Source organism: Methylibium sp. Root1272 (assembly GCF_001425905.1).
Classification (GTDB): Bacteria; Pseudomonadota; Gammaproteobacteria; order Burkholderiales; family Burkholderiaceae_C; genus Methylibium.
The window spans coordinates 18384-39942 of sequence record NZ_LMDY01000001.1; the positions used below are offsets into that span (position 1 = coordinate 18384).

Annotated in this window: 18 protein-coding genes; 6 read left to right on the forward strand and 12 right to left on the reverse strand. The window is 68.0% G+C overall.

What is annotated here, in order from left to right:
- Window positions 1–16 precede the first annotated feature (16 nt).
- From dnaE to ASC67_RS00115, 3 genes are all read left to right on the forward strand, one after another.
- Window positions 17–3541, forward strand: a complete 3525-nt coding sequence (dnaE, locus tag ASC67_RS00105) for a DNA polymerase III subunit alpha (protein WP_056314298.1) — start codon at window positions 17–19, stop codon at window positions 3539–3541.
- Window positions 3542–3672: 131 nt separating this feature from the next.
- On the forward strand, window positions 3673–4092 hold the full coding sequence (locus tag ASC67_RS00110) for a hypothetical protein (RefSeq protein WP_056314299.1): 420 nt from the start codon (window positions 3673–3675) through the stop codon (window positions 4090–4092).
- A gap of 103 nt (window positions 4093–4195) precedes the next feature.
- On the forward strand, window positions 4196–5380 hold the full coding sequence (locus tag ASC67_RS00115; protein ID WP_056314300.1) for a patatin-like phospholipase family protein: 1185 nt from the start codon (window positions 4196–4198) through the stop codon (window positions 5378–5380).
- A 27-nt stretch (window positions 5381–5407) separates the two neighbouring features.
- Here the strand turns inward: ASC67_RS00115 and ASC67_RS00120 are convergent, their stop codons facing one another.
- The 12 genes from ASC67_RS00120 to gyrA form a co-directional block, all read right to left on the reverse strand.
- Complete coding sequence (locus tag ASC67_RS00120) at window positions 5408–5743, reverse strand: helix-hairpin-helix domain-containing protein (RefSeq protein WP_056314301.1); 336 nt, start codon at window positions 5741–5743, stop codon at window positions 5408–5410.
- Between the two features lie 164 nt (window positions 5744–5907).
- The gene (rfaE1, locus tag ASC67_RS00125) at window positions 5908–6846 is read right to left on the reverse strand and encodes a D-glycero-beta-D-manno-heptose-7-phosphate kinase (protein ID WP_056314302.1); all 939 of its coding nucleotides are present in this window, start codon (window positions 6844–6846) and stop codon (window positions 5908–5910) included.
- Window positions 6843–8012 (reverse strand): lipopolysaccharide assembly protein LapB, encoded by a 1170-nt coding sequence (gene lapB / locus ASC67_RS00130; RefSeq protein WP_056314303.1) that lies wholly within the window; start codon window positions 8010–8012, stop codon window positions 6843–6845. The genes rfaE1 and lapB overlap by 4 nt, the downstream gene beginning before the upstream one ends.
- On the reverse strand, window positions 8002–8322 hold the full coding sequence (locus ASC67_RS00135; protein WP_056314304.1) for a lipopolysaccharide assembly protein LapA domain-containing protein: 321 nt from the start codon (window positions 8320–8322) through the stop codon (window positions 8002–8004). The genes lapB and ASC67_RS00135 overlap by 11 nt, the downstream gene beginning before the upstream one ends.
- Before the next feature lie 52 nt (window positions 8323–8374).
- Complete coding sequence (locus tag ASC67_RS00140) at window positions 8375–8710, reverse strand: integration host factor subunit beta (RefSeq protein WP_056314305.1); 336 nt, start codon at window positions 8708–8710, stop codon at window positions 8375–8377.
- Between the two features lie 120 nt (window positions 8711–8830).
- Window positions 8831–10546: a 30S ribosomal protein S1 gene (gene rpsA / locus ASC67_RS00145; protein WP_056314306.1), complete on the reverse strand. Its 1716-nt coding sequence runs from the start codon at window positions 10544–10546 to the stop codon at window positions 8831–8833.
- A gap of 121 nt (window positions 10547–10667) precedes the next feature.
- Entirely contained in the window at window positions 10668–12692 is a 2025-nt protein-coding gene (locus ASC67_RS00150; RefSeq protein WP_056314307.1) for a bifunctional 3-phosphoshikimate 1-carboxyvinyltransferase/cytidylate kinase, read from the reverse strand.
- Window positions 12693–12694: 2 nt separating this feature from the next.
- Window positions 12695–13579, reverse strand: a complete 885-nt coding sequence (locus tag ASC67_RS00155; protein WP_056314308.1) for a prephenate dehydrogenase/arogenate dehydrogenase family protein — start codon at window positions 13577–13579, stop codon at window positions 12695–12697.
- Between the two features lie 14 nt (window positions 13580–13593).
- Window positions 13594–14706, reverse strand: coding sequence for a prephenate dehydratase (gene pheA, locus ASC67_RS00160; RefSeq protein WP_056314309.1), 1113 nt, complete (start codon window positions 14704–14706; stop codon window positions 13594–13596).
- Window positions 14699–15799 carry a 3-phosphoserine/phosphohydroxythreonine transaminase gene (serC, locus tag ASC67_RS00165; protein WP_056314310.1) on the reverse strand — a complete coding sequence of 367 codons (1101 nt, stop codon included), beginning with the start codon at window positions 15797–15799 and terminating at the stop codon, window positions 14699–14701. Before serC ends, pheA begins: the two co-directional genes overlap by 8 nt.
- Window positions 15800–15805: 6 nt before the next feature.
- Window positions 15806–16483 carry a DUF2059 domain-containing protein gene (locus ASC67_RS00170; RefSeq protein WP_056314311.1) on the reverse strand — a complete coding sequence of 226 codons (678 nt, stop codon included), beginning with the start codon at window positions 16481–16483 and terminating at the stop codon, window positions 15806–15808.
- Window positions 16483–19104: a DNA gyrase subunit A gene (gene gyrA / locus ASC67_RS00175; RefSeq protein WP_056314312.1), complete on the reverse strand. Its 2622-nt coding sequence runs from the start codon at window positions 19102–19104 to the stop codon at window positions 16483–16485. The genes ASC67_RS00170 and gyrA overlap by 1 nt, the downstream gene beginning before the upstream one ends.
- A gap of 292 nt (window positions 19105–19396) precedes the next feature.
- Here gyrA and ompA point away from each other — a divergent pair, with 292 nt between their 5' ends.
- From ompA to gph, 3 genes are all read left to right on the forward strand, one after another.
- Window positions 19397–20050, forward strand: a complete 654-nt coding sequence (ompA, locus tag ASC67_RS00180) for an outer membrane protein OmpA (RefSeq protein WP_056314313.1) — start codon at window positions 19397–19399, stop codon at window positions 20048–20050.
- A gap of 81 nt (window positions 20051–20131) precedes the next feature.
- Window positions 20132–20854 carry a bifunctional 2-polyprenyl-6-hydroxyphenol methylase/3-demethylubiquinol 3-O-methyltransferase UbiG gene (gene ubiG / locus ASC67_RS00185; protein WP_056314314.1) on the forward strand — a complete coding sequence of 241 codons (723 nt, stop codon included), beginning with the start codon at window positions 20132–20134 and terminating at the stop codon, window positions 20852–20854.
- Complete coding sequence (gph, locus tag ASC67_RS00190) at window positions 20851–21522, forward strand: phosphoglycolate phosphatase (protein ID WP_056314315.1); 672 nt, start codon at window positions 20851–20853, stop codon at window positions 21520–21522. The genes ubiG and gph overlap by 4 nt, the downstream gene beginning before the upstream one ends.
- The last annotated feature ends 37 nt before the right edge of the window (window positions 21523–21559 follow it).

Here is a 21559-nt window from a genome sequence, read left to right on the forward strand (position 1 = left end):
TCCCTAGAATCCTTGCATGACCGCGCCCCCGAGTTTCGTCCACCTTCGCACCCATACCGAGTACTCCGTCGTCGACGGGATGCTGCGGGTGGACGACATGGTGGCCGCGGCGGCGGCCGATGTTCAGCCGGCCTTGGCGATCACCGATCTGTCGAACCTGTTCGGTGCGATCAAGTTCTACGGTGCGGCGCGCGGCAAGGGCGTGCAGCCGTTGATCGGCGCGGACGTGTGGCTGGAGCCGGAAGGCGACGAGAAGCAGCCCAGCCGGCTGTTACTGCTGGTGCAGGACCGCACCGGCTACCTGAACCTCTGCGAGCTGATCTCGCACGCCTGGACCGAGAACCTGCAGCGTCACCAGGCCTGCGTGGCTTGGCAGCAATTGGCGACGCATGGCGAGGGCCTGATCGCGTTGTCCGGCGCCGACCTGGGCGCCGTGGGGCTGGCGCTGCTGGCCGGGGATGCTGCGCGTGCCGAGACGCAGGCGCTGCGGTTGGCCTCGCTGTTCCCCGGGCGGTTCTATCTCGAACTGCAGCGCGCCGGGCAGCCCGGCAACGAGGCTCAGGTGCGGGCGGCGGTGCCGATGGCCGCGAAGTTGGGGCTGCCAGTGGTGGCGACGCATCCGGTGCAGTTCCTGACCACCGATGATTTCGAGGCCCATGAGGCCCGCGTCTGCATCGCCGAAGGCGAGACGCTGATCAATCCACGCCGCGTCAAGCGCTTCACGCGCGAGCAGCACTTCAAGACGGCCGCGCAGATGGCCGAGCTGTTCGCCGATATCCCGTCGGCACTCGCCAACACGCTGGCGATCGCGCGCCGTTGCCATCTGACGCTGACGCTCGGCAAACCGCAGTTGCCCGACTTCCCGACCCCGGTCGTCGACGGCCAGCGCATGGCACCGGACGACTACTTCCGCCACGCCTCGCACGCCGGGCTGAACGAGCGGCTCGTGCACCTCTACCCGAACGCCGATGAGCGTGAGCGTCAGCGCGCGCGCTACGTCGAGCGGCTGGACTTCGAGATCGAGACGATCCTGAAGATGGGCTTCCCGGGTTACTTCCTGATCGTGGCCGACTTCATCAACTGGGCCAAGAACAATGGCTGTCCGGTCGGGCCGGGGCGGGGCTCGGGCGCCGGCTCATTGGTGGCCTATGCGCTGAAGATCACCGACCTCGACCCGCTCGCCTACAACCTGCTGTTCGAGCGTTTCCTGAACCCGGACCGCGTGTCGATGCCCGACTTCGATATCGACTTCTGCCAGGGCAACCGAGATCGCGTGATCGACTACGTGAAGCAGAAGTACGGCCGGGACGCGGTGAGCCAGATCGCCACCTTCGGCACGATGGCCGCCAAGGCCGCGTTGCGCGACGTGGGTCGCGTGCTGGGCATGGGCTATGGCCATGTCGACAGCATCGCCAAGCTGGTGCCGGCGCCGCCTGGCAAGACGGTGACGCTGAAGCGCCCCGGCGACAAGCCCGACCCGGGCCTGATCTACGCGCGCAAGGAGGCGCCGGAGATCGAGCAGCGCGAGCAGAAGGAAGAGGAGGTTGCCGAATTGCTGGCACTGGCTGAACGTGTGGAAGGGACAGTGCGCAACATCGGCATGCATGCGGGCGGCGTGCTGATCGCTCCGGGCAAGATCACCGACTTCTGCCCGCTCTACCAGCAGCCCGGCAGCGACTCGGCGGTGAGCCAATACGACAAGGACGACGTCGAGGCGATCGGCCTGGTGAAGTTCGACTTCCTCGGCCTGGCCACGCTGACGATCCTGGAATTGGCGAAGGACTTCATCCGTGCGCGCCACGCCGATCGCGCGGACTTTGCCTTCGAGAACATCGCGCTCGACGACCGCAAGACCTACCAGCTGCTGAGCGAGGGCAAGACGGTCGCGGTGTTCCAGCTGGAAAGCCGCGGCATGCAGGGCATGCTGCGCGAGGCCCGCCCCAGCGTGTTCGAGGACATCATCGCGCTGGTGGCGCTTTATCGGCCAGGCCCGATGGACCTGATTCCGAGCTTCTGTGCGCGCAAGCACGGCAAGGAGGAGGTCGACTACCCTCATCCGCTGATGCGCGAGGTGCTCGAGGAGACCTACGGGATCATGGTCTACCAGGAGCAGGTGATGCAGGTCGCCCAGCGCCTGGGTGGCTACTCGCTCGGCGGCGCCGACCTGCTGCGCCGCGCGATGGGCAAGAAGAAGGCCGAGGAGATGGCCAAGCACCGGGTCATCTTCGCGGAAGGCGCGGCCAAGAACAGCATCGGCGCGGGTCTCGCGAACGAGATCTTCGACCTGATGGAGAAGTTCGCCGGCTACGGCTTCAACAAGTCGCACGCCGCGGCCTATGCGCTGCTGGCCTATCACACGGCCTGGGCCAAGGTGCACTTCCTGGCCGAGTTCACCGCGGCCAACATGAGCGTCGCGCTCGACGACACCGACAAGCTCAAGATCTTCCACGACGACGCGGTGGCGCTGGGCGTGGTGTTCGAGGCCCCCGACGTCAACGCCGGCGGCTACCGTTTCGAGCCGGTGGCGCCGCAAGGCAAGGAGCGCGGCCGCGTGCGCTATGGGCTCGGTGCCATCAAGGGCACGGGGCAGGGCGCGATCGAGGCGATCGTCGACGCGCGCCGCGAGGGCGGGCCCTATGAGAGCCTGTTCAATTTCGCTGCGCGGGTGGACCGCAGCCGCGTCAACAAGCGGGTGGTCGAGGCACTGATCAAGGGCGGCGCCTTCGATGCCCTCGAGGCCGACCGCGCGGTGCTGATGGCCAGCGTGCCGCTCGCCTTCGAGTACGCCGACACCCAGGCGGCGAACGCCGACCAGGGTGGGCTGTTCGACTTTGGCGACTCGCATGCCGCCTCGACCAACGAGCCCGATCTGGTGGCCACGGATCCCTGGAGCATCAAGGAGCGGCTGACGCAGGAGAAGGCGGCGCTGGGCTTCTACCTCTCGGGCCACCTGTTCGACGAATGCGAGACCGAGGTGCGGCAGTTCGCCCGGCGCCGCATCGCCGACCTGCTGGACAGCCGGGAGCCGCAGCTGCTGGCTGGCATCGTTACCGATCTGCGAGTCGTCAATGGTCAGCGTGGGCGGGTCGCGATCTTCAAGCTCGACGACAAGAGCGAGGCGATCGAGGCCGTGGCCAACGAGGACCTGCTCAACGCGCACCGCGAGCAACTGGTGGAAGACGAGTTCATCGTCGTGCAAGGCAAGGTGCAGCCCGACCGCTTCTCGGGGGGTGTGCGGCTCAACGTGCAGCAGGTGTGGGATCTGGCAGCGGCGCGCTGTCGCTTCGGCCGCTACCTGCGCGTAGCCGTGAACGGTGTCACGCCACCGATCGGTGAACTGCTGCGCGAGTTCCCGCCGCGCACGTTGCGCACCGACCAGGGTGATCTTGTCCAGGGGCTGCCGGTGCGCCTGGTGCTGCATCGCGAGGCGGTGCAGGGAGAGATCGACCTCGGCGACGAAGGCCGCTTCTTTCCGACTGACACGGCGCTGGCGCGCTGGAAGGCCAGCACCCACGGCCAGGCCACGGTGGTGTACGACTGACCGGTGCATTTTCTTACACGGCTGCAACACCGTGCCAACGCATCGGACTGTGCGCCGAAGCACACTGTGCCGTGTCAGCGGATCGCCTTGCGCGGCGTTGAACAGGTAGTCAACAACACGAGGATCGTTGGATGAAACGCATGCTTCTCGCCGCCGCTCTGGCGGTCACGGCCATGGCACCGGCGCTCGCAGCCGATGTCGGTGTCTCGGTCAGCATCGGCCAGCCGGGTTTCTACGGCCGCATCGACATCGGCAACTACCCTCAGCCGCAGGTGATCTATCCCCAACCGGTGATCATCGCGCCGGCACCCTATGCGGTGGTGCAGCGGCCGATCTACCTGCGCGTGCCGCCGGGCCACGCCAAGAACTGGGGCAAGCACTGCAGCCGCTACGCGGCCTGCGGTCAACCGGTCTACTTCGTGCAGGACGGCTGGTACCAGAACGTCTATGCGCCGCACTATCGCGAGGACCACCGCCACGACCGGCGCGACGACCGCGACGACGATCACCGTGGCAAGGGCCGTGGCCACGGCAAGCACGGGCGCGACTGAGGGGCAGGCGAAAACGGCCTACCGTCCAGGAACGTGATAACGGCAGTTTCTCGCCGTCAATTCCGCCCTTAGCGACCCTCCAGCCCGCGGCTATGCTCGCCGCGTGAGCAAGACCACAGGCTTGGTGCTGACCGGGGGTGGGGCGCGCGCCGCCTACCAGGTCGGAGTGCTGTCGGCGCTGAGCCGGCTGAGGCGCGAGGCCGGCGTGCGCGCTCACGACAATCCCTTTCCCGTCATCGCTGGCACTTCGGCCGGCGCAATCAACGCAGCGGCACTGGCCTGCGGGGCCGACGATTTCGACCGTGCCGTGCGGCTGCTGCTGCGGGTGTGGCGCAACTTCGAGGCCGGGCAGGTCTATCGGGCCGATGCCTTCGGCGTGATCCGTACCGGCGCACGCTGGCTCACCTTGTTCACCGCCGGCTGGGCACTGGCGCGCTGGCGTCGGGCACGGCCGCGTTCATTGCTGGACAACGAGCCGCTCGAAGAGCTGCTCGCCCAGTTGCTGCCCCTGGAACGGATACCGCAGCTGATCGAGGCCGGCCACCTGCGCGCCCTCGCGATCAGTGCGTCCAGCTACACCGCGGGCGACCACGTGACCTTCTACGACGCGCCTCAGGATCTGCCGGCCTGGACGCGCTCCCAGCGCGTGGCGGCGCGCGCGGCGCTGGGCGTCACGCACCTGATGGCGTCGTCGGCCATACCGTTCATCTTTCCGGCGGTCTCGCTGGACCGGCAGGGCCGCGCAGAGTACTTCGGGGACGGCTCGATGCGCCAGGCCGCGCCGATCTCGCCGGCGGTGCACCTCGGAGCCGAGCGCATTCTTGTCGTCGGGGCCGGCCGGCTGCACGAGCCGGTGGGCGAGCGTCCACCGGCCAATGGCTACCCGAGTCTTGCGCAGATCGCCGGCCATGCACTGTCGAACATCTTCCTCGACGCGCTGGCGGTCGACATCGAACGGCTGCAGCGCATCAACCACACGCTTTCGCTGCTGGGGCCCGAGGCCTTGGCGCAGACGCCGCTCAGGCCGATCGAACTGCTGGTCATCGCACCGAGCCAACGGCTCGACGACATCGCGGCCCGGCACCTGCACGCGCTGCCGACGCCGGTGCGCGCGATGTTGCGCGCCGTGGGCGTCAGCGACGTGGCGCCCGACAGCGCGCGGGGTGCGGCGCTGGCGAGCTATCTGCTGTTCGAGGCGCCCTATACGCGCGAGCTGATCGCGCTGGGCGAGGCCGACACGCTGGCACGCCGCGAGGACGTGCTGCGCTTCTTTGGCTGGGGCACGTGAGTTCGTGACTCGACGGCGCCCCCGGGCTCACTTGCCGGCGGCTGACGCCTTGGCGGCCGATGCTTTGGGAGCCACCACCTTGGCGGGCTTCGGTTCCGTGCTGTAGCTGGTGCCGTTGACCGTGAGCCCGGCTTCGGAGAAGCGCCGGGCATTGCCCTCACCGACGCCCTTGACGCGACCGATCAGGTCGTCCCAATCCTTGTACGCGCTCTTCTTGCGCTCGTCGAGGAGCCGTGTCGACAGGCCCGGGCCGATGCCCTTGACGCTCTCGAGCGCTGCCTGATCGGCCTTGTTGATATCGACCGCGGCGACGGCCGCCATGAACCAGAACGCGAGTAGCGCGCTCAGCATCTTCTTCAGCATGTTGACTCTCCTCCAGAGTGTGTTGGCGATGGCGAGCCTCGTTGGAGACCCGTCAGCCCACTCTAGAAGCCGGAGCGCGGTCTGCCATCCTTCCCAGGAGGGCGGCCGGAGGGGTGAAACGTTGCCGGGAACAAGCGACGGAGCGCCGTGAACGCTGGGCGCGTCTACTCGAACAGCTCCTCGTAGCTCACGCTCGCTGTGCCGAACTTGCCGACCACGATGCTGCCGGCCCGGTTGGCCAACGGCATCGCCTCGCGCGGACTCAGGCCGCAGGCAATCATCGTGGCCATCGTCGCGATCACGGTGTCGCCGGCACCCGTCACGTCGAACACTTCGCGGGCCTGCGCCGGCACGCTGGTGTCGCCCTGCGCGTCGAACAAGGTCATGCCTTCCTCGCTGCGGGTCAGCAGCAGGGCCTGCAGGCCGAGCTCGACGCGCAATGCCTGGGCGCGTTCGCGCAACTGCGTCTCGCTGCTCCAGGCGCCGACGACCTGCGCGAGCTCGGCGCGATTCGGCGTGATCACGCTGGCGCCCGCGTAGCGGTGATAGTCGCTGCCCTTGGGATCGACGAGCACCGGCTTGCCTGCGCGGCGTGCCAGTTCGATCATGCGCGGGATGTGTTCGAGTCCGCCCTTGCCGTAGTCGGAAAAAAGCACCGCGTCGTGCTGGTCGAGAGCGGCTTCGTAGTCGTTCAGCATCTCGGCCAGCACCTCGTGGTCGGGCTGGTTCTCGAAGTCGATGCGGATCAGTTGCTGCGAGCGGCCGATCACGCGCAGCTTGACGATGGTGTAGAGCTGCGGATCGCTGCCCAGCAGCGTGTCGATGCCGTCGCGCTCGAGCAGGCGCTGGAGTGTGCGCGCCGGCTCGTCGTCGCCGACCACGGTCAGCAAGGTCACCCGCGCGCCGAGGGACTTGACGTTGAGCGCCACGTTGGCCGCCCCGCCGAGGCGTTCCTCCTCGCGATTGACGCGCACCACCGGCACCGGCGCCTCCGGCGAAATCCGCTCGACGGCACCGAACCAATAGCGATCGAGCATCACGTCGCCCACCACCAGCACGCGGGCGCGCGCCAGCGCGGTCTTGCCGGGGGCGGGCTTCTTCACTGGTCCTCCAGCCGTGTCGGCGGATAGCTGTCCCAGCTGTGGCAGCCGGGGCACTGCCAGAAGTAATGCTGGGCCTCGAAGCCGCAGGCGGCGCAGCGGTAGCGCCGGATCGGTCGAGCCGCGGTGGCCGTGATCTGCTGCAACTGATCGGCATCGGCCGCCGTCGGTGCCAGGCCCTGCGCGTGTTGCTCTTTCAGCAGCGCCGACGCAGCCGACAGGGTCGGGTGAGCTTGCAGGTGCCGGCGCAATCGCTCGTGGCGCGCTGCCGGGTCGGATTCGAGCTGTTGCAGCGCCATCACGACGTCGAGGCTCGGGACGCGTGCGTAGACGGCTTCCAGTCTTTCGCGGGCATCGGTTTCATCGCCGCAGGCCAGCGCACTGGCCGCGTACTCGGAGGCGATCAGTGCAAAGGCGCCGGGTTGCGTGGCGAGCAGCTCGTCCCAGGCCGCGAGCGCTTCACGGTGCTGGCCGCTGCGCGCGTGGCGTTGCCCGGCGATGACCCGTGGCCGCGCTGCCTGCGGCGCTGCCTCGCGCGCCTTGCGCAGGGCTTCGTCGGCTTCATCGGGGCGGCGGCGTGCATCGGCTTCCAGCGCGATCTCGCAGCCGTAGTGCGCCATGCGGGTGGCGAAGGACCCGGCGCCCGCCGCCTCGAGCTTGCGAGCCGTCTCTATGGCGGCATGCCAGTCGCGCGAGCGCTCGTGCAGTGTCAGCAGTTCGAGGCGAGCATCGGTGGCGAAGGCCGTGCCCTCGAGCGAGCGGAAGGCCGCCTCGGCACGGTCGAACAGGCCGGCCTTCACATAGTCCTGAGCCAGGGCGTGCTGGGCGCGCTCGCGCTCGGTGGCCGGCAGATCACCGCGGCCGAGCAGATGCTGATGGACCCGCACCGCACGCTCGTATTCGCCTCGGCGGCGGAACAGGTTGCCGAGCGCGAAATGCAGGTCCGAGGTGCCCGGGTCGTGCTGCACCGCCTCGATGAAGGCATCGATCGCCTTGTCCTGCTGTTCGTTGAGCAGCAGGTTCAAGCCCTTGTAGTAGGCCTTCGGTGACTCCTGCTGCTCGCGCTTCCACTGACGGACGTCGAAGCGTGAGGCCAGCCAGCCGAGCGCGAAGGCCACCATCAGGCCGAGCAGGGCCAGTGGCAGCGTGGTCAGCGGGTCAAAGTCCATCGCGGGGAGGGTGCTCGGGGAAGGAGGGCTCGGTGCTGCGCACGGCGTCGGCATCGAGCATCGTCGTCGCAGTGTCAGTGCGCGGCAACTGCTGCTGGGCGACGCGGCGGTGCTTCCACCAACTGGGCAGCATCGCGAAGATGCCCAGCGCGCAGCCGAGGCCGAAGGCGCCGAGCACGATGAACATCATCGGCGCGCGCCATTCATGACCGAAGAACCACTTGAGAGCGGCGTCGTGCTGATTGTTCAGCGCGAACGCGAACAGCGCGAAGAAGATGGCGGCTCGCAGGAGCCAGATGAGAGCACGCATCGTCGACGATTCTAGCGACGGCAATGGCGCCGAAGCGGGCGCGTCGGCGGGCTCAGGTCGCCGGCTCGTCTCGTGCGGTCTGTTGTACCTCGGCCTCGAGCGCGGCCGTGCGCGCATCCACCGCTTCCCGCAGCGCCTTGCCGGGCTTGAAGTGCGGGACCAGCTTCTCCGGGATCACCACCTGCTCGCCCGACCGGGGATTGCGCCCCATGCGTGGCGGACGGCGGTTGATCGAGAAGCTGCCGAAACCGCGGATCTCGATGCGGTGACCGCGAGCGAGCGCATCGCTCATCGCGTCGAGGATGGTCTTGACCGCGAACTCGGTGTCGCGGTGGGTCAGCTGGCTGAAACGCTCACCCAGCAGGGCCACGAGATCGGAGCGGGTCATGGATGGGTAGGGCGTTCGTTGGCCTGGATCCGGGCACTGCGGCCTGCGCGCATGTCCTCGGTTGCAAGGGCATGCGCGCAGGCTGGAAACCCCGCGAGGGGTCTCCAGCCTCGGCGGGACTCAGGAGTTGTTCTGGTCCAGCTTGGCCTTCAGCAGGGCGCCAAGGCTCGTGGTGCCGGCGTTCTCGCGTTCGGACGTCTGGGCGAGGCGTTGCATGGCTTCCTGGTTGTCGACGTTGTCCTTGGCCTTGATCGACAACTGGATCGAGCGCGTCTTGCGGTCGACGTTGATGATCAAGGTGGTGACTTCGTCGCCTTCCTTCAGCACGTTGCGGGCGTCTTCCACGCGGTCGCGAGAGATCTCGCTGGCGCGCAGGTAGCCGGTCACGTCGTCGGTCAGCTGGATCTCGGCGCCGCGCGCGTCGACCGTCTTGACCTTGCCCGTCACCGTCGCGCCACGGTCGTTGAGCGTGGTGAAGGTGGCGAACGGATCACCGTCGAGCTGCTTGATGCCGAGCGAGATGCGCTCGCGCTCGACGTCGATCGCCAGCACGAGGGCCTCGACTTCCTGGCCCTTCTTGTAGTTGCGCACGGCAGCCTCGCCCGGCTCGTGCCAGGACAGGTCGGACAGGTGCACCAGGCCGTCGATGCCGGCGGCCAGGCCGACGAACACGCCGAAGTCGGTGATCGACTTGACCGGGCCCTTGAGCTTGTCGCCGCGCTTGTGGTTCTGCGCGAATTCGTCCCAGGGGTTGGCCTTGCACTGCTTCATGCCCAGGCTGATGCGGCGTTTGTCCTCGTCGATCTCGAGCACCATGACCTCGACCTCTTCGCCCAGCGTGACGAGCTTGGACGGGGCGATGTTCTTGTTGGTCCAGTCCATCTCCGAGACGTGGACCAGGCCTTCGATGCCCGGCTCGATCTCGACGAAGGCGCCGTAGTCGGCGATGTTGGTGATCTTGCCGAACAGGCGGGTGCCGGTCGGGTAGCGGCGCGAGACGCCGACCCACGGATCGTCGCCCATCTGCTTCAGGCCCAGCGAGACGCGGTTCTTCTCGGCGTCGAACTTCAGCACCTTGGCGGTCAGCTCCTGGCCGACCGTGACCACCTCGCTCGGGTGGCGCACGCGGCGCCAGGCCATGTCGGTGATGTGCAGCAGGCCGTCGATGCCGCCGAGGTCGACGAACGCACCGTATTCGGTGATGTTCTTGACCACGCCGTTGACGAAGGCGCCTTCGCGCAGCGTGCCGAGCAGCTTGGCGCGCTCTTCACCCATCGAGGCCTCGACCACGGCACGGCGCGACAACACGACGTTGTTGCGCTTGCGGTCGAGCTTGATGACCTTGAACTCCATGGTCTTGCCTTCGAACGGCGTCATGTCCTTGACCGGACGCGTATCGAGCAGGGAACCGGGGAGGAAGGCGCGAATGCCGTTGACCAGCACGGTCAGGCCGCCCTTGACCTTGCCGTTGACGGTGCCGGTCACGAAGTCGCCGGACTCGAGCGAGGTCTCGAGCGACATCCACGACGCGAGGCGCTTGGCCTTGTCGCGCGACAGGATGGTGTCGCCGTAGCCGTTCTCGATCGCGTCGATCGCGACGGAGACGAAGTCACCGACCTGGACTTCGAGTTCGCCCTGGTCGTTCTTGAATTCTTCGATCGCCACATAGGCTTCGCTCTTGAGGCCGGCATTGACGACCACGAAGCTGTGCTCGATGCGGACCACCTCGGCAGTGATCACCTCGCCGGCGCGCATGTCGGAGCGCTTCAGCGACTCCTCGAACAGGGCGGCGAACGATTCCATGCCTTGCGACGAGGCAGTTGCGGTTTGACTCATTGGGGGTTTCCTGAGGCCGGCGTTGCGGCGATTTGCCACTCGCGTGGCGGGTTAGGTTGAAAGAACCGCCGCTTCGGCGCACCTTGCAGTGCTGAGGGGAAGCCGCGGGCCTGAGTACCCGTCAATCCTCGTGCGTGGCGCGAGAACCGAAAGGCTGCACGGCGTCCCACCAATCCAGTACCTGATCCACCGAGGTTTCGACGGACAGGACCGAGTTGTCGAGCAACCGGGCATCCTGGGCCGGCTTCAAGGGCGCCACGCTGCGATGCTGGTCGCGAGCGTCACGTGCCTCCAAGTCGGCCCGAAGACTTTCGATATTAGCTGAAATTCCCTTTGAAATCAACTGCTTATGCCGCCGGCTCGCGCGCTGTTCGCTGTTGGCGGTGAGGAAGACCTTGAGCGCTGCGTCGGGGAAGATCACCGTGCCCATGTCGCGTCCGTCGGCTACCAGGCCGGGCAGTCGGCGGAAGGCGAGTTGCAGCTCGACCAGCGCCTGGCGCACGGCGGGCAGCGCGGCGATCTGCGAGGCCAGACTGCCGACCGCCTCGTGCCGGAGTTCGTCGCTGACATCCTCGCCGGCCAGCAGCGCCTGCTGGTTCTCGAAGCGCAGCGGCAGTGTGCGCGCGATCGCCGCGACGGCGGCCTCGTCGCTGGCCGGCACGCCCTGGCGCAGCGCGGCCAGCGCCGTGGCCCGGTAGAGGGCGCCTGAATCGAGGTGGTGGTAGCCCAGCCGCTCGGCGAGCGCGCTGCCGAGCGTGCCCTTGCCGGACGCGGTGGGGCCGTCGACGGTCAGCACCGGGACGCGGCCGATCCGCGCGCGGGTCACGCCGAACAAGGCGTCGAAATAGGCCGGGTAGGTCTTGTTGACGCAGCGCGGGTCCAGGATGCGCACCGGCACATCGCCCCCCGCCAGCGGGTTGAAGGCGGCGAGCGAGGCGCACATCGCCATGCGGTGGTCGTCGTAGGTGTGGATCGCCGCCGCCTGCCAGCGGGCGGGCGGCGTGACCTCGATGAAGTCGGCGCCTTCGAGCACCGTAGCTCCGAACTTGCGCAGTTCGATGGCCATCGCGGCGATGCGGTCGGTTTCCTTGACGCGCCAGCTCGCAATGTTGGTCAGCCGCGTGGTGCCGGTGGCGTACAGCGCCATCGCCGCCAGCGTCATCGCGGCGTCGGGGATGTGGTTGCAGTCGAGCGTGATCGCCGTCAGCGGCCACGCACCGCGGCGCACGACCAGCGCGTTCGCTTCCTCGGCGATGTCGGCGCCCATCGCCCGGGCGGCTTCGACAAAGCGGATGTCGCCCTGGATCGACGCCGAGCCGACCCCCTCGATGCGCAAGGGCCCGTCGGCGGCGGCGATGGCCCCGGCCGCGATGAAGTACGAGGCCGACGAGGCATCGCCTTCGACCGCGATCTCGCCGGGCGACACGTAGGCGCTGCCCTGCGGGATGACGAAGCGTTGCCAGCCTTCACGCTGCACCGTGATGCCGAAGCGCGCCAGCAGCGCCAGTGTGATCTCTATGTAGGGCTTGGAAATCAGTTCGCCGTCGACCTCGATCGTGATCGATTGCCGCGTGGCGACCAGCGGCAGCGCCATCAGCAGCGCGGTCAGGAACTGGCTGGAGACGTCGCCGCGCACGCGGATCGGCGCGTCCAGCGTCAGCGTGCCACTTTCCAGGCGCAGTGGCGGATAACCTTCATTGGCCAGGCAGGTGATCGTGCAGCCCAAAGGCCGCAGCGCATCGACCAGGTCGCCGATGGGCCGCTCGTGCATGCGCGGCACGCCGCTGAGCTCGAAGCGTCCTCCCTGATCGGCCGCCAGCAGCGCCAGCGCGGCGGCCAGCGGGCGCATCGCGGTGCCGGCATTGCCGAGAAACAGTCGGGCCTCGCGCACGGCCAGTCGCCCGCCGAGGCCGGTGACCGCGAGCGCGTCGCCGTCGGCCTCGATGCCGCAACCCAGCGTGCGCAGCGCGTCCAGCATCACGCCAGTGTCGTCGGAGTCGAGCAGGTCGAGCACCCGGGTGCGGCCAGCGCACAGCCCGGCCAGCAGCAGCACCCGGTTCGAGATGCTCTTGGAGCCGGGCAGCCGCACGGTGCCGCCCGCGGCCTGCAGCGGGGGGATGTCGAGGAAGGCCCGCGGGGTCGCCACGCTCAGCGGTTGCCGCCCGGCTTCGGGCTGCTCATCTGCCAGCCGGCGCGCATTTCCGAGGCGTTGCGGATCAGGTCTTCGAGCGCCTCGCTGTTGCCGAGCTTCATCACGTGCTCTAACGCGTCGAGCGTGTGGCGAAAGCGCTGCGACTGCTTCAGGATCTCCTCGCGGTTGCTCATCAGCACGTCGCGCCACATCACCGGGTCGCTGGCCGCGATGCGGGTGAAGTCGCGGAAGCCCGGCCCCGCCAGCGAGAGGAAGTCGCGCCCGGCCGGCTGCTTGGCGACCGACGCGAAGTAGGCGAAGGCCAGCAGGTGGGGCAGGTGGCTGACGGCCGCAAACGCGGCATCGTGGTTCTCCGGGCTCATCTTGAGCACCTGGCAGCCGATCGCGGCCCACACGTCGGTGGCCTTCTGCACCAGCACCGCGTCGGTCTGCGCCAGCGGCGTCAGGATCACCTGTCGGTTGGCGTAGAGGTAGGCGTCTGCGTTCTCGATGCCCGAGACTTCCTTGCCGGTGATCGGGTGGGCCGGCACGAAGCAGCCGACCTTGTCTTTCAGCACCCGTCGGGCGGCGTCGACCACGTCGCGCTTGGTGCTGCCCACGTCCATCAGCATCACGCCGGGCTCGACCAGGTGGCGGATGGCCTTCAGCGTGGCCTCCGTAGCGGCCACCGGCACGGCCAGCAGCACCAGATCGGAGCCTGACACGGCCAGCAGCGCCGATTCGGCCGCGGTGTCGATCACGCCGAGGCGCTTGGCCTTCTCTGTGGTCGACGGCGACTTGCTGTAGCCGACAACGCGTTTCACGAGACCTGCGCGCTTGAGCGCCAGCGCGAACGAGCCACCCATCAGGCCGCAACCGATCACGCCGAGTTGATTGAACATGGGGTCGGCCGGGATCAGTGGACGTCGAGCGGGTAGGTGCCCAACAGCTTGAAGAAGGAGCAGGCCGCACGCAGTTCGGCCAGGGCCGCGGCGACGGCCGGCTCGTCGGGGTGGCCCTGCAGGTCGATGTAGAAGTAGTACTCCCACTGATCGGCGCTGCGGGCAGGGCGCGACTCGAAGCGCGTCATCGACACGCCGTTCTGCTTCAGCGGCACCAGCATGTCGTGCACCGCGCCGGGCCGGTTGTTCACCGACACCACGAGGCTGGTGCAGTCGTGGCCGGAGGCCTTGGGCTGCGGATGCCGATCGGGGTGCGTGACGATCACGAAGCGGGTGCGGTTGTGCGGGTCGTCCTGGATGGCCGGCGCGACGACGTGCAGGCCGAACTCGCTGCCGGCGCGCTCACTCGCCACCGCAGCGAGGCTGGGGTCCAGCGACGCCAGCCGGGCGCCTTCGGCATTGCTGGCAACCGGACGGCGTTCGACGTCAGGCAGGTGGTAGCTGAGCCAGCCGTGGCATTGCGCCAGCGCCTGCGGATGGGCGCACACCGCCTGGATGCCGGCCAGCGAGTTGGCCTGGCGCAGCAGGTTGTGGCGCACGAACAGGCTGGTCTCGCCGATCAGGAACAGCGGTGTCGTCAGCAGCAGGTCCAGCGAGCGCGCCACCACGCCCTCGGTCGAGTTCTCGACCGGCACGACGCCGAAGTCTGCCGCGGCGGCGGTGGTGGTGCGGAACACCTCGTCGATGCTGGCGCAGGGCACGCGCACGATCGAGCTGCCGAAGTAGCCCAGCGCTGCGAGCTCACTGAATGTGCCGGCCGGGCCGAGGTAGGCTACGCGCGTCGGTGTCTCGAGGGCTCGGCAGGCCGACATGATCTCGCGCCAGATCGGCGCCACGCTTTCGCCCTGCAGGGGGCCGGGATTCGAGGCCTTCAGGCCGTCGATCACCTGGGCCTCGCGCTCCGGGCGGAAAACCACCGAGCCTTCGCGTTTCTTGATACCGCCCACTTCCTGCGCCAGCGCAGCGCGGCGGTTCAGCAGTGCCAGCAGTTCGCGATCGACGGCATCGATCTGCTGGCGCAAGCCGAGCAGCGCGGGGTCGAGGGGGGAGGCGGCGGAATCAGCCATGGCGTTGCGCAAATTCTCGCATGTAGGTCACCAGCGCCTGCACGCCCGCCAACGGCATGGCGTTGTAGATCGAGGCCCGCAGGCCGCCCACGCTCTTGTGCCCCTTGAGCTGCAGCAGGCGACGCTCTTCGGCACCCACCAGGAACGGGGCGTACAGCCGGTCGTCGGGGAGGAAGAAGGGAGCGTTCATGCGCGAGCGGGCCTCGCGGGCCACGCGGTTGGCATAGAAGCCGGAGCCGTCGATCGCGTCGTACAGCAGCGCCGCCTTCTCGATGTTGCGCTGCTCGATCGCCGCCACGCCGCCCTGGGCCGCCATCCACTCGAACACGAGGCCGGCGATGTAGATCGAATAGGTCGGCGGCGTGTTGTACATCGAGCCGTTGGCGGCGACGACGGCGTAGTCGAAGGCACTGGGACAGATGGGCAGCGCATGGCCGAGCAGGTCCTCGCGCACGAACACCAGCGTCAGCCCGGACGGGCCGATGTTCTTCTGTGCGCCGGCGTAGGCCAGTCCGACGCGCGACCATTCGATGGGTCGCGAGCCGATGTGCGAGGAGCAGTCCACCACCAGCGGCGCCTCGCAGCCGAGCGCACGCAGGTCCGGCAGTTCGTGCATCTCCACGCCGTTGATGGTCTCGTTGCTGCACACGTGCACGTAGCTCGCGTTCGCGCTGAGCCGCCAGGTCGCCGGGGCGGGCAGGGTGGTGTGGTTGGCGGCGCCGGCCGCCTCGTTGCTCGCGACGACGCGCGCCTCGCCATAGCGCAGCGCCTCCTGCCGGGTCTTGATCGACCACAGGCCGGTCACCACGTGGTCGGTCACGCCGCCGCGGGACAGGTTCATCGGCACGATCGCGTTCTCTGCGATCGCACCACCCTGCATGAACAGGATATTGAACTCGGCCGGGACCGCGAGCAGTTCCCGCAGGCGCAGTTCCGTGCGCGCGAAGATTTCGCCGAATTCACGTCCGCGATGGCTCATCTCCATGACGCCCATGCCGCTGCCACGCCAGTCGAGCATCTCAGTCGCCGCCTGGGCGAGCACCGGCTCCGGCAGCGTCGCCGGCCCGGCAGAGAAGTTGTAGGCGCGCGTCACGGCCGCTCAGGGCTTGTCGGTGGTCGGCGCGCCCAGCTTCTTCGGTGCGGAGGGCTTGAGGCCGGTGCCGGCCGGCGCGCTGGCGCTGCCACCCACCGGCGCGGGCGAGACCCCGAGGATCTTGGCCATCGTGGCCTGCAGCGCCTTGGCCTTGGTCTCGACGGTCGGCTGGACGCCGGCGAGCAGCTTCTGGCCGAGGGCCTGCTCGATGGGCGGCTGCGTCTGCTGCAGCTTCTTGAAGACCGGCGATTCGTAGAAGCCGACGACCTGGCGCAACTCGTCCTCGGTGTACTTCTCTTCCACTGCCGCCAGCATCTGGGTCTGGGCCAGTTCCTGGGCGCGCTTGCGCACGACCGGGGTCAGGTCGTCGGCGTACTTGCGCGCCTCGTCCTGCAGTTGCTTCGCCACGGCCTCGCGCTTGTCGGCCGGCACCTTGCTGCGCAGCACCGGATCGGCGGCTCCCAGCAACTGCCGCGCGGGCGCTTCGACGATGCTGCGCGCCGCGGCATCCAGCGAGCCCTGCTGCAGCGCCACCCAGCGCTTCGCGAGATCGCGTTTCGCCGCGCTGCTGACGGGCGCCGCGGAGGCCGCAGCGGCTGGCGCGGAAGCGCCCTGGGCCAGCGCGCCACCGGCGCAAAGCGAAAGCGACAGCGCGAGGGCCGTCGCCAGGGGAAGCAGTTTCATCATGAGGCCGGTGTCTCTTCGGTATCGGCGGCATCGCTGCCGGCATCGTTCTCGACGATGCGCTGCAGGCCACCGAGCTGCGAGCCGTCGTCGAGGGCGATCAGCGTCACGCCCTGGGTCGCGCGGCCGAGTTCGCGGATCTCGCTCACGCGGGTGCGGACCAGCACGCCGCGGTCGGTGATCAGCATGATCTCGTCCTCCGGCCGCACCAGCGTGGCGGCCACGACGCGGCCGTTGCGCTCGGTCTGCTGGATCGCGATCATGCCCTTGGTACCGCGGCCGTGGCGGGTGTACTCGGTGATCGAGGTGCGCTTGCCGTAGCCGTTCTCGGTGGCCGTGAGCACGCTCTGCGACTCGTCCTCGGCCACCAGCATCGCAATGACGTTCTGGCCCGGCTCGAGCGCCATGCCGCGCACGCCGCGCGCGTTGCGGCCCATCGGCCGCACGTCGTCCTCGTCGAAGCGGACGGCCTTGCCGCCATCGGAGAACAGCATCACGTCGTGCTTGCCGTCGGTCAGTGCCGCACCGATGAGGTGGTCGCCTTCATCCAGGTCGACGGCGATGATGCCGGCCTTGCGCGGGTTGCTGAACTCGTCGAGCGCGGTCTTCTTCACCGTGCCGAGCGCGGTGGACATGAAGATGTAGTGGTCGGACGGGAAGGTGCGGAACTCGCCGGTCAGCGGCAGCACCACCGTGATCTTCTCGTTGGGCTGCAGCGGGAACATGTTGACGATGGGCTTGCCGCGCGCCGCGCGCCCGCCCTGTGGCACTTCCCAGACCTTCAGCCAGTAGACGCGGCCCCGGTTGCTGAAGCACAGCATCCAGTCGTGCGTGTTGGCGATGAAGAGCTGCTCGATCCAGTCGTCTTCCTTGGTCTGCGTGGCCTGCTTGCCGCGCCCGCCGCGGCGCTGCGCGCGGTACTCGGTCAGCGGTTGGCTCTTCACGTAGCCGGTGTGGCTCAGCGTGACCACCATGTCGGTCGGCGTGATCAGGTCCTCGGTGCCGAGCTCCTGCACGTTGTGCTCGATCACGCTGCGGCGCGCGCCGAGCTTGGTCTGGCCGAACTCCTGCTTCACCGCCACCAGCTCCTCGCCGATGATGGTGGTCACGCGCTCCGGCTTGGAGAGGATGTCGAGCAGGTCGGCGATGTGCGCCATGACCTCCTTGTACTCGCCGATGATCTTGTCCTGCTCCAGGCCGGTCAGGCGCTGCAGGCGCATCTGCAGGATTTCCTGGGCCTGGTCGTCGGACAGCCGGTACAGCCCGTCGGTCTGCATGCCGTAGAGCGCCGGCAGCCCCTCTGGACGGAAGGCGTCGCGGCCGCCGGGGGTGTCGGCCGCGGCACGCACCAGCATCTCGCGCACCAGCGACGAATCCCAGCTCTTGTCCATCAGCCCCTGCTTGGCCAGCGGCGGCGTCGGCGAGTTCTTGATGATCTCGATGAACTCGTCGATGTTCGCCAGCGCCACCGCCAGGCCTTCGAGCACGTGGCCGCGTTCGCGTGCCTTGCGCAGCTCGAACACGGTGCGCCGCGTGACGACCTCGCGGCGGTGCTCGAGGAAGACCTCTACCAGATCCCGCAGGTTGCACAGCTTGGGCTGGCCGTCGATCAGCGCCACCATGTTGATGCCGAAGCTGTCCTGCAGCTGGGTCTGCTTGTACAGGTTGTTCAGCACCACCTCGGGCACTTCGCCGCGCTTCAACTCGATGACGACGCGCATGCCCGACTTGTCGGACTCGTCCTGGATGTGGCTGATGCCCTCCAGCTTCTTCTCGTGGACGAGTTCGGCCATGCGCTCGAGCAGCGTCTTCTTGTTCACCTGGTAGGGGATCTCGTCGACGATGATCGATTGGCGCGCCCCCTTGTCGATGTCCTCGAAGTGGCACTTCGCGCGCATCACCACCTTGCCGCGGCCGGTGCGATAGCCCTCGCGCACGCCACCCAGGCCGTAGATGATCCCGGCGGTGGGGAAGTCCGGCGCCGGGATGATCTCCATCAGCTCGTCGATCGAGGCCTCGGGGTTCTTCAGCAGGTGCAGGCAGGCGTCGACCACCTCGTTGAGGTTGTGCGGCGGGATGTTCGTCGCCATGCCCACAGCGATGCCGGCCGAGCCGTTGACCAGCAGGTTGGGCAACCGGGACGGCATCACCAGCGGTTCCTTCTCGGAACCGTCGTAGTTAGGACCGAAATCGACCGTGCCCTTGTCCAGGTCAGCCAGCATCTCGTGGGCGATCTTGGACAGGCGGATCTCGGTGTAGCGCATCGCCGCGGCGTTGTCGCCATCGACCGATCCGAAGTTTCCCTGGCCGTCGACCAGCATGTGGCGCAGCGAGAAGTCCTGCGCCATCCGCACGATGGTGTCGTAGACCGCAGTGTCGCCGTGCGGGTGGTACTTACCGATCACGTCGCCGACGATGCGGGCCGATTTCTTGTAGGGCCGGTTCCAGTCGTTGTTCAGCTCGTGCATCGCGAAGAGCACGCGCCGGTGCACCGGCTTCAGGCCGTCGCGGGCGTCCGGCAGGGCTCGACCGACGATCACGCTCATCGCATAGTCGAGGTAGGAGCGCCGCATCTCCTCTTCGAGGCTGATCGGCAGGGTTTCCTTGGCGAACTGGGTCATGCGTGATCGGGAGGTGGTCCGCGGTGAGGGGCCGCGGGGCTTGCATCAGGCACGGGGCCGGCTGCAAGGGGTAGCGGGAAGTCAGCGATTCTAGTTGCCGCTTGCTGTCGCAGCAGCGCAACAGCGGCCACGGGTGCGGCACCGGAGCTGGTCGAAACCTTGTCGCTGCAAAGCCATATGGCACAATGTTTTGTCGGTCCTAAAGTGCTCTTTTCATAGGGCGCTCGATAGTTTCGCTCGATATATCCGCATGGACGTCTGCCGTTTAACGGCCTACCGAGAGAGGAAAATCATGAATAAATTGAACAAGGTGGCAATGCTCTTCGCGACTGCCGCGATCGCCACCTCCGCTTCCACCGCGTTTGCCCAGACGGTCGACAACTGGAAGAACGTGGACGGGAATGTCTGGAAGAACGGCACCAACGAACTGTGCTGGCGCGACAATTTCTGGACCCCGGCCACCGCCGACGAGCGCTGCGATGGCGCGCCGCCGAAGGCCCCGCCGCCGGCGGCTCCCGTCGCCGCCCCGGTCGCTCCGCCGGCCCCGGCGCCCGCTCCGGCCGTCGTGCCGGTTCCGGTGCCCGTCAGCGAGAAGGTGACCTATGCCGCCGACGCGTTCTTCGACTTCGACAAGGCGACGCTGAAGCCCGAAGCCAAGAGCAAGCTCGACGACCTGGCCAGCAAGATCGCCGGCCTGAACCTGGAAGTCGTGATCGCCGTCGGCCACACCGACTCGGTCGGCGCTGACGCCTACAACCAGAAGCTGTCGCTGCGTCGTTCGGAAGCCGTCAAGGCCTATCTCGAGTCCAAGGGCATCGAGAAGAACCGCATCTACACCGAAGGCAAGGGCGAGAAGCAACCGGTGGCAGACAACAAGACCGCCGATGGCCGCGCGAAGAACCGTCGCACGGAAATCGAAGTGGTCGGTACTCGCGCCAAGCAGTAAGCTGGCCTGGCCCGCTTCGAAACCCCGCCTCGGCGGGGTTTTTTGTTTCTTCGCGCCATATCCAGCACCTACCATCCGCTCATGACGACGAACGATGCCCCGGCGATCAACGCCGACCCCCAGGAACTCGCGAAGTTCGGTGACCTGGCTCATCGCTGGTGGGATCCGGAGAGCGAGTTCCGGCCGCTGCACCAGATCAACCCGCTGCGGCTCGAGTGGCTCGCCAGGTTGGCCGGCGGCCTCAAGGGCAAGCGGGTGCTCGACGTCGGTTGCGGCGGCGGGATCCTCTCCGATGCGATGGCGCGCCAAGGCGCCGAGGTGCTGGGGATCGACCTGTCGAGCAAGGCGCTGAAGGTGGCGCAGTTGCACGCCCTGGAGGCGGCCACACCGTCGGTGCAGTACCGCGAGATCGCCGCCGAGGCGCTGGCTGCCGAGCAGCCGGGTCGGTATGACGTGGTCACCTGTATGGAGATGCTCGAGCACGTACCCGATCCGTCTTCGATCGTGCAGGCCTGTGCCGCACTGGTGCGGCCGGGGGGGCATGTGTTTTTCTCGACCTTGAACCGCAATCCCAAGGCCTTCCTGTTCGCGATCGTCGGCGCGGAATACCTGCTCAAGTTGCTGCCGCGCGGCACGCACGAGTACGCGCGTTTCATCCGCCCGAGCGAACTGGCGCGCTGGTGTCGCGAAGCCGATCTCGACGTGAGCGCCACCCGCGGCATGGAATACAACCCGCTCACGCGCCGCTATTGGCTGAGCGCGGATACCAGCGTGAACTATCTGTTCGGCTGCCGCAAAGCATGAGCGCGCGCTTTGGCGTGCGCGCCGTGCTGTTCGACCTGGACGGCACGCTGGCCGACACCGCACCCGATCTCGGCGGCGCCCTGAACCGCCTGCGCGAGCGGCGCGGACTGCCGGCGTTACCGATATCGCAACTGCGCCCGGTCGCTTCGGCCGGCGCACGCGGCATGCTGGGCGCCGGGCTCGGCATGGCGCCCGGCGACGACGACTACGAGTCGGCCCGCGTCGAGTTCCTGTCGGAGTACGAGGCCGCGCTCGACCGCGACACCCGGTTGTTCGACGGGGTGGCCGAGTGCCTGGCCGCGCTTGCGCAGCAGGGTCTGCGTTGGGGTGTCGTCACCAACAAGGCGACGCGCTTCACGGTGCCGGTGGTGGCAGGGCTGGGCCTCGATCGCTCGGCCGCCGTGGTGATCTCGGGCGACACCACTCCGCATGCCAAGCCGCATCCTGCACCGCTGCTCGAGGCCTGTGCCCGGCTCGGCATCGCGCCGCACGAGGCGGTGTACGTCGGCGATGACCTGCGCGACATGGAGGCGGCCCGCGCCGCCGGCATGCCCGCGATCGCCGCGGCGTACGGCTACCTCGGTGCAACGCCGGACCTCGAGGCCTGGCGCGCCGATGCCGTGATCGCGACGCCGCTCGACCTGCTGCCGCTGCTCGTGCCGATCTGAGTGAAAGCCCGGTGAAAGCTCGGCGTTGACCCGCGAC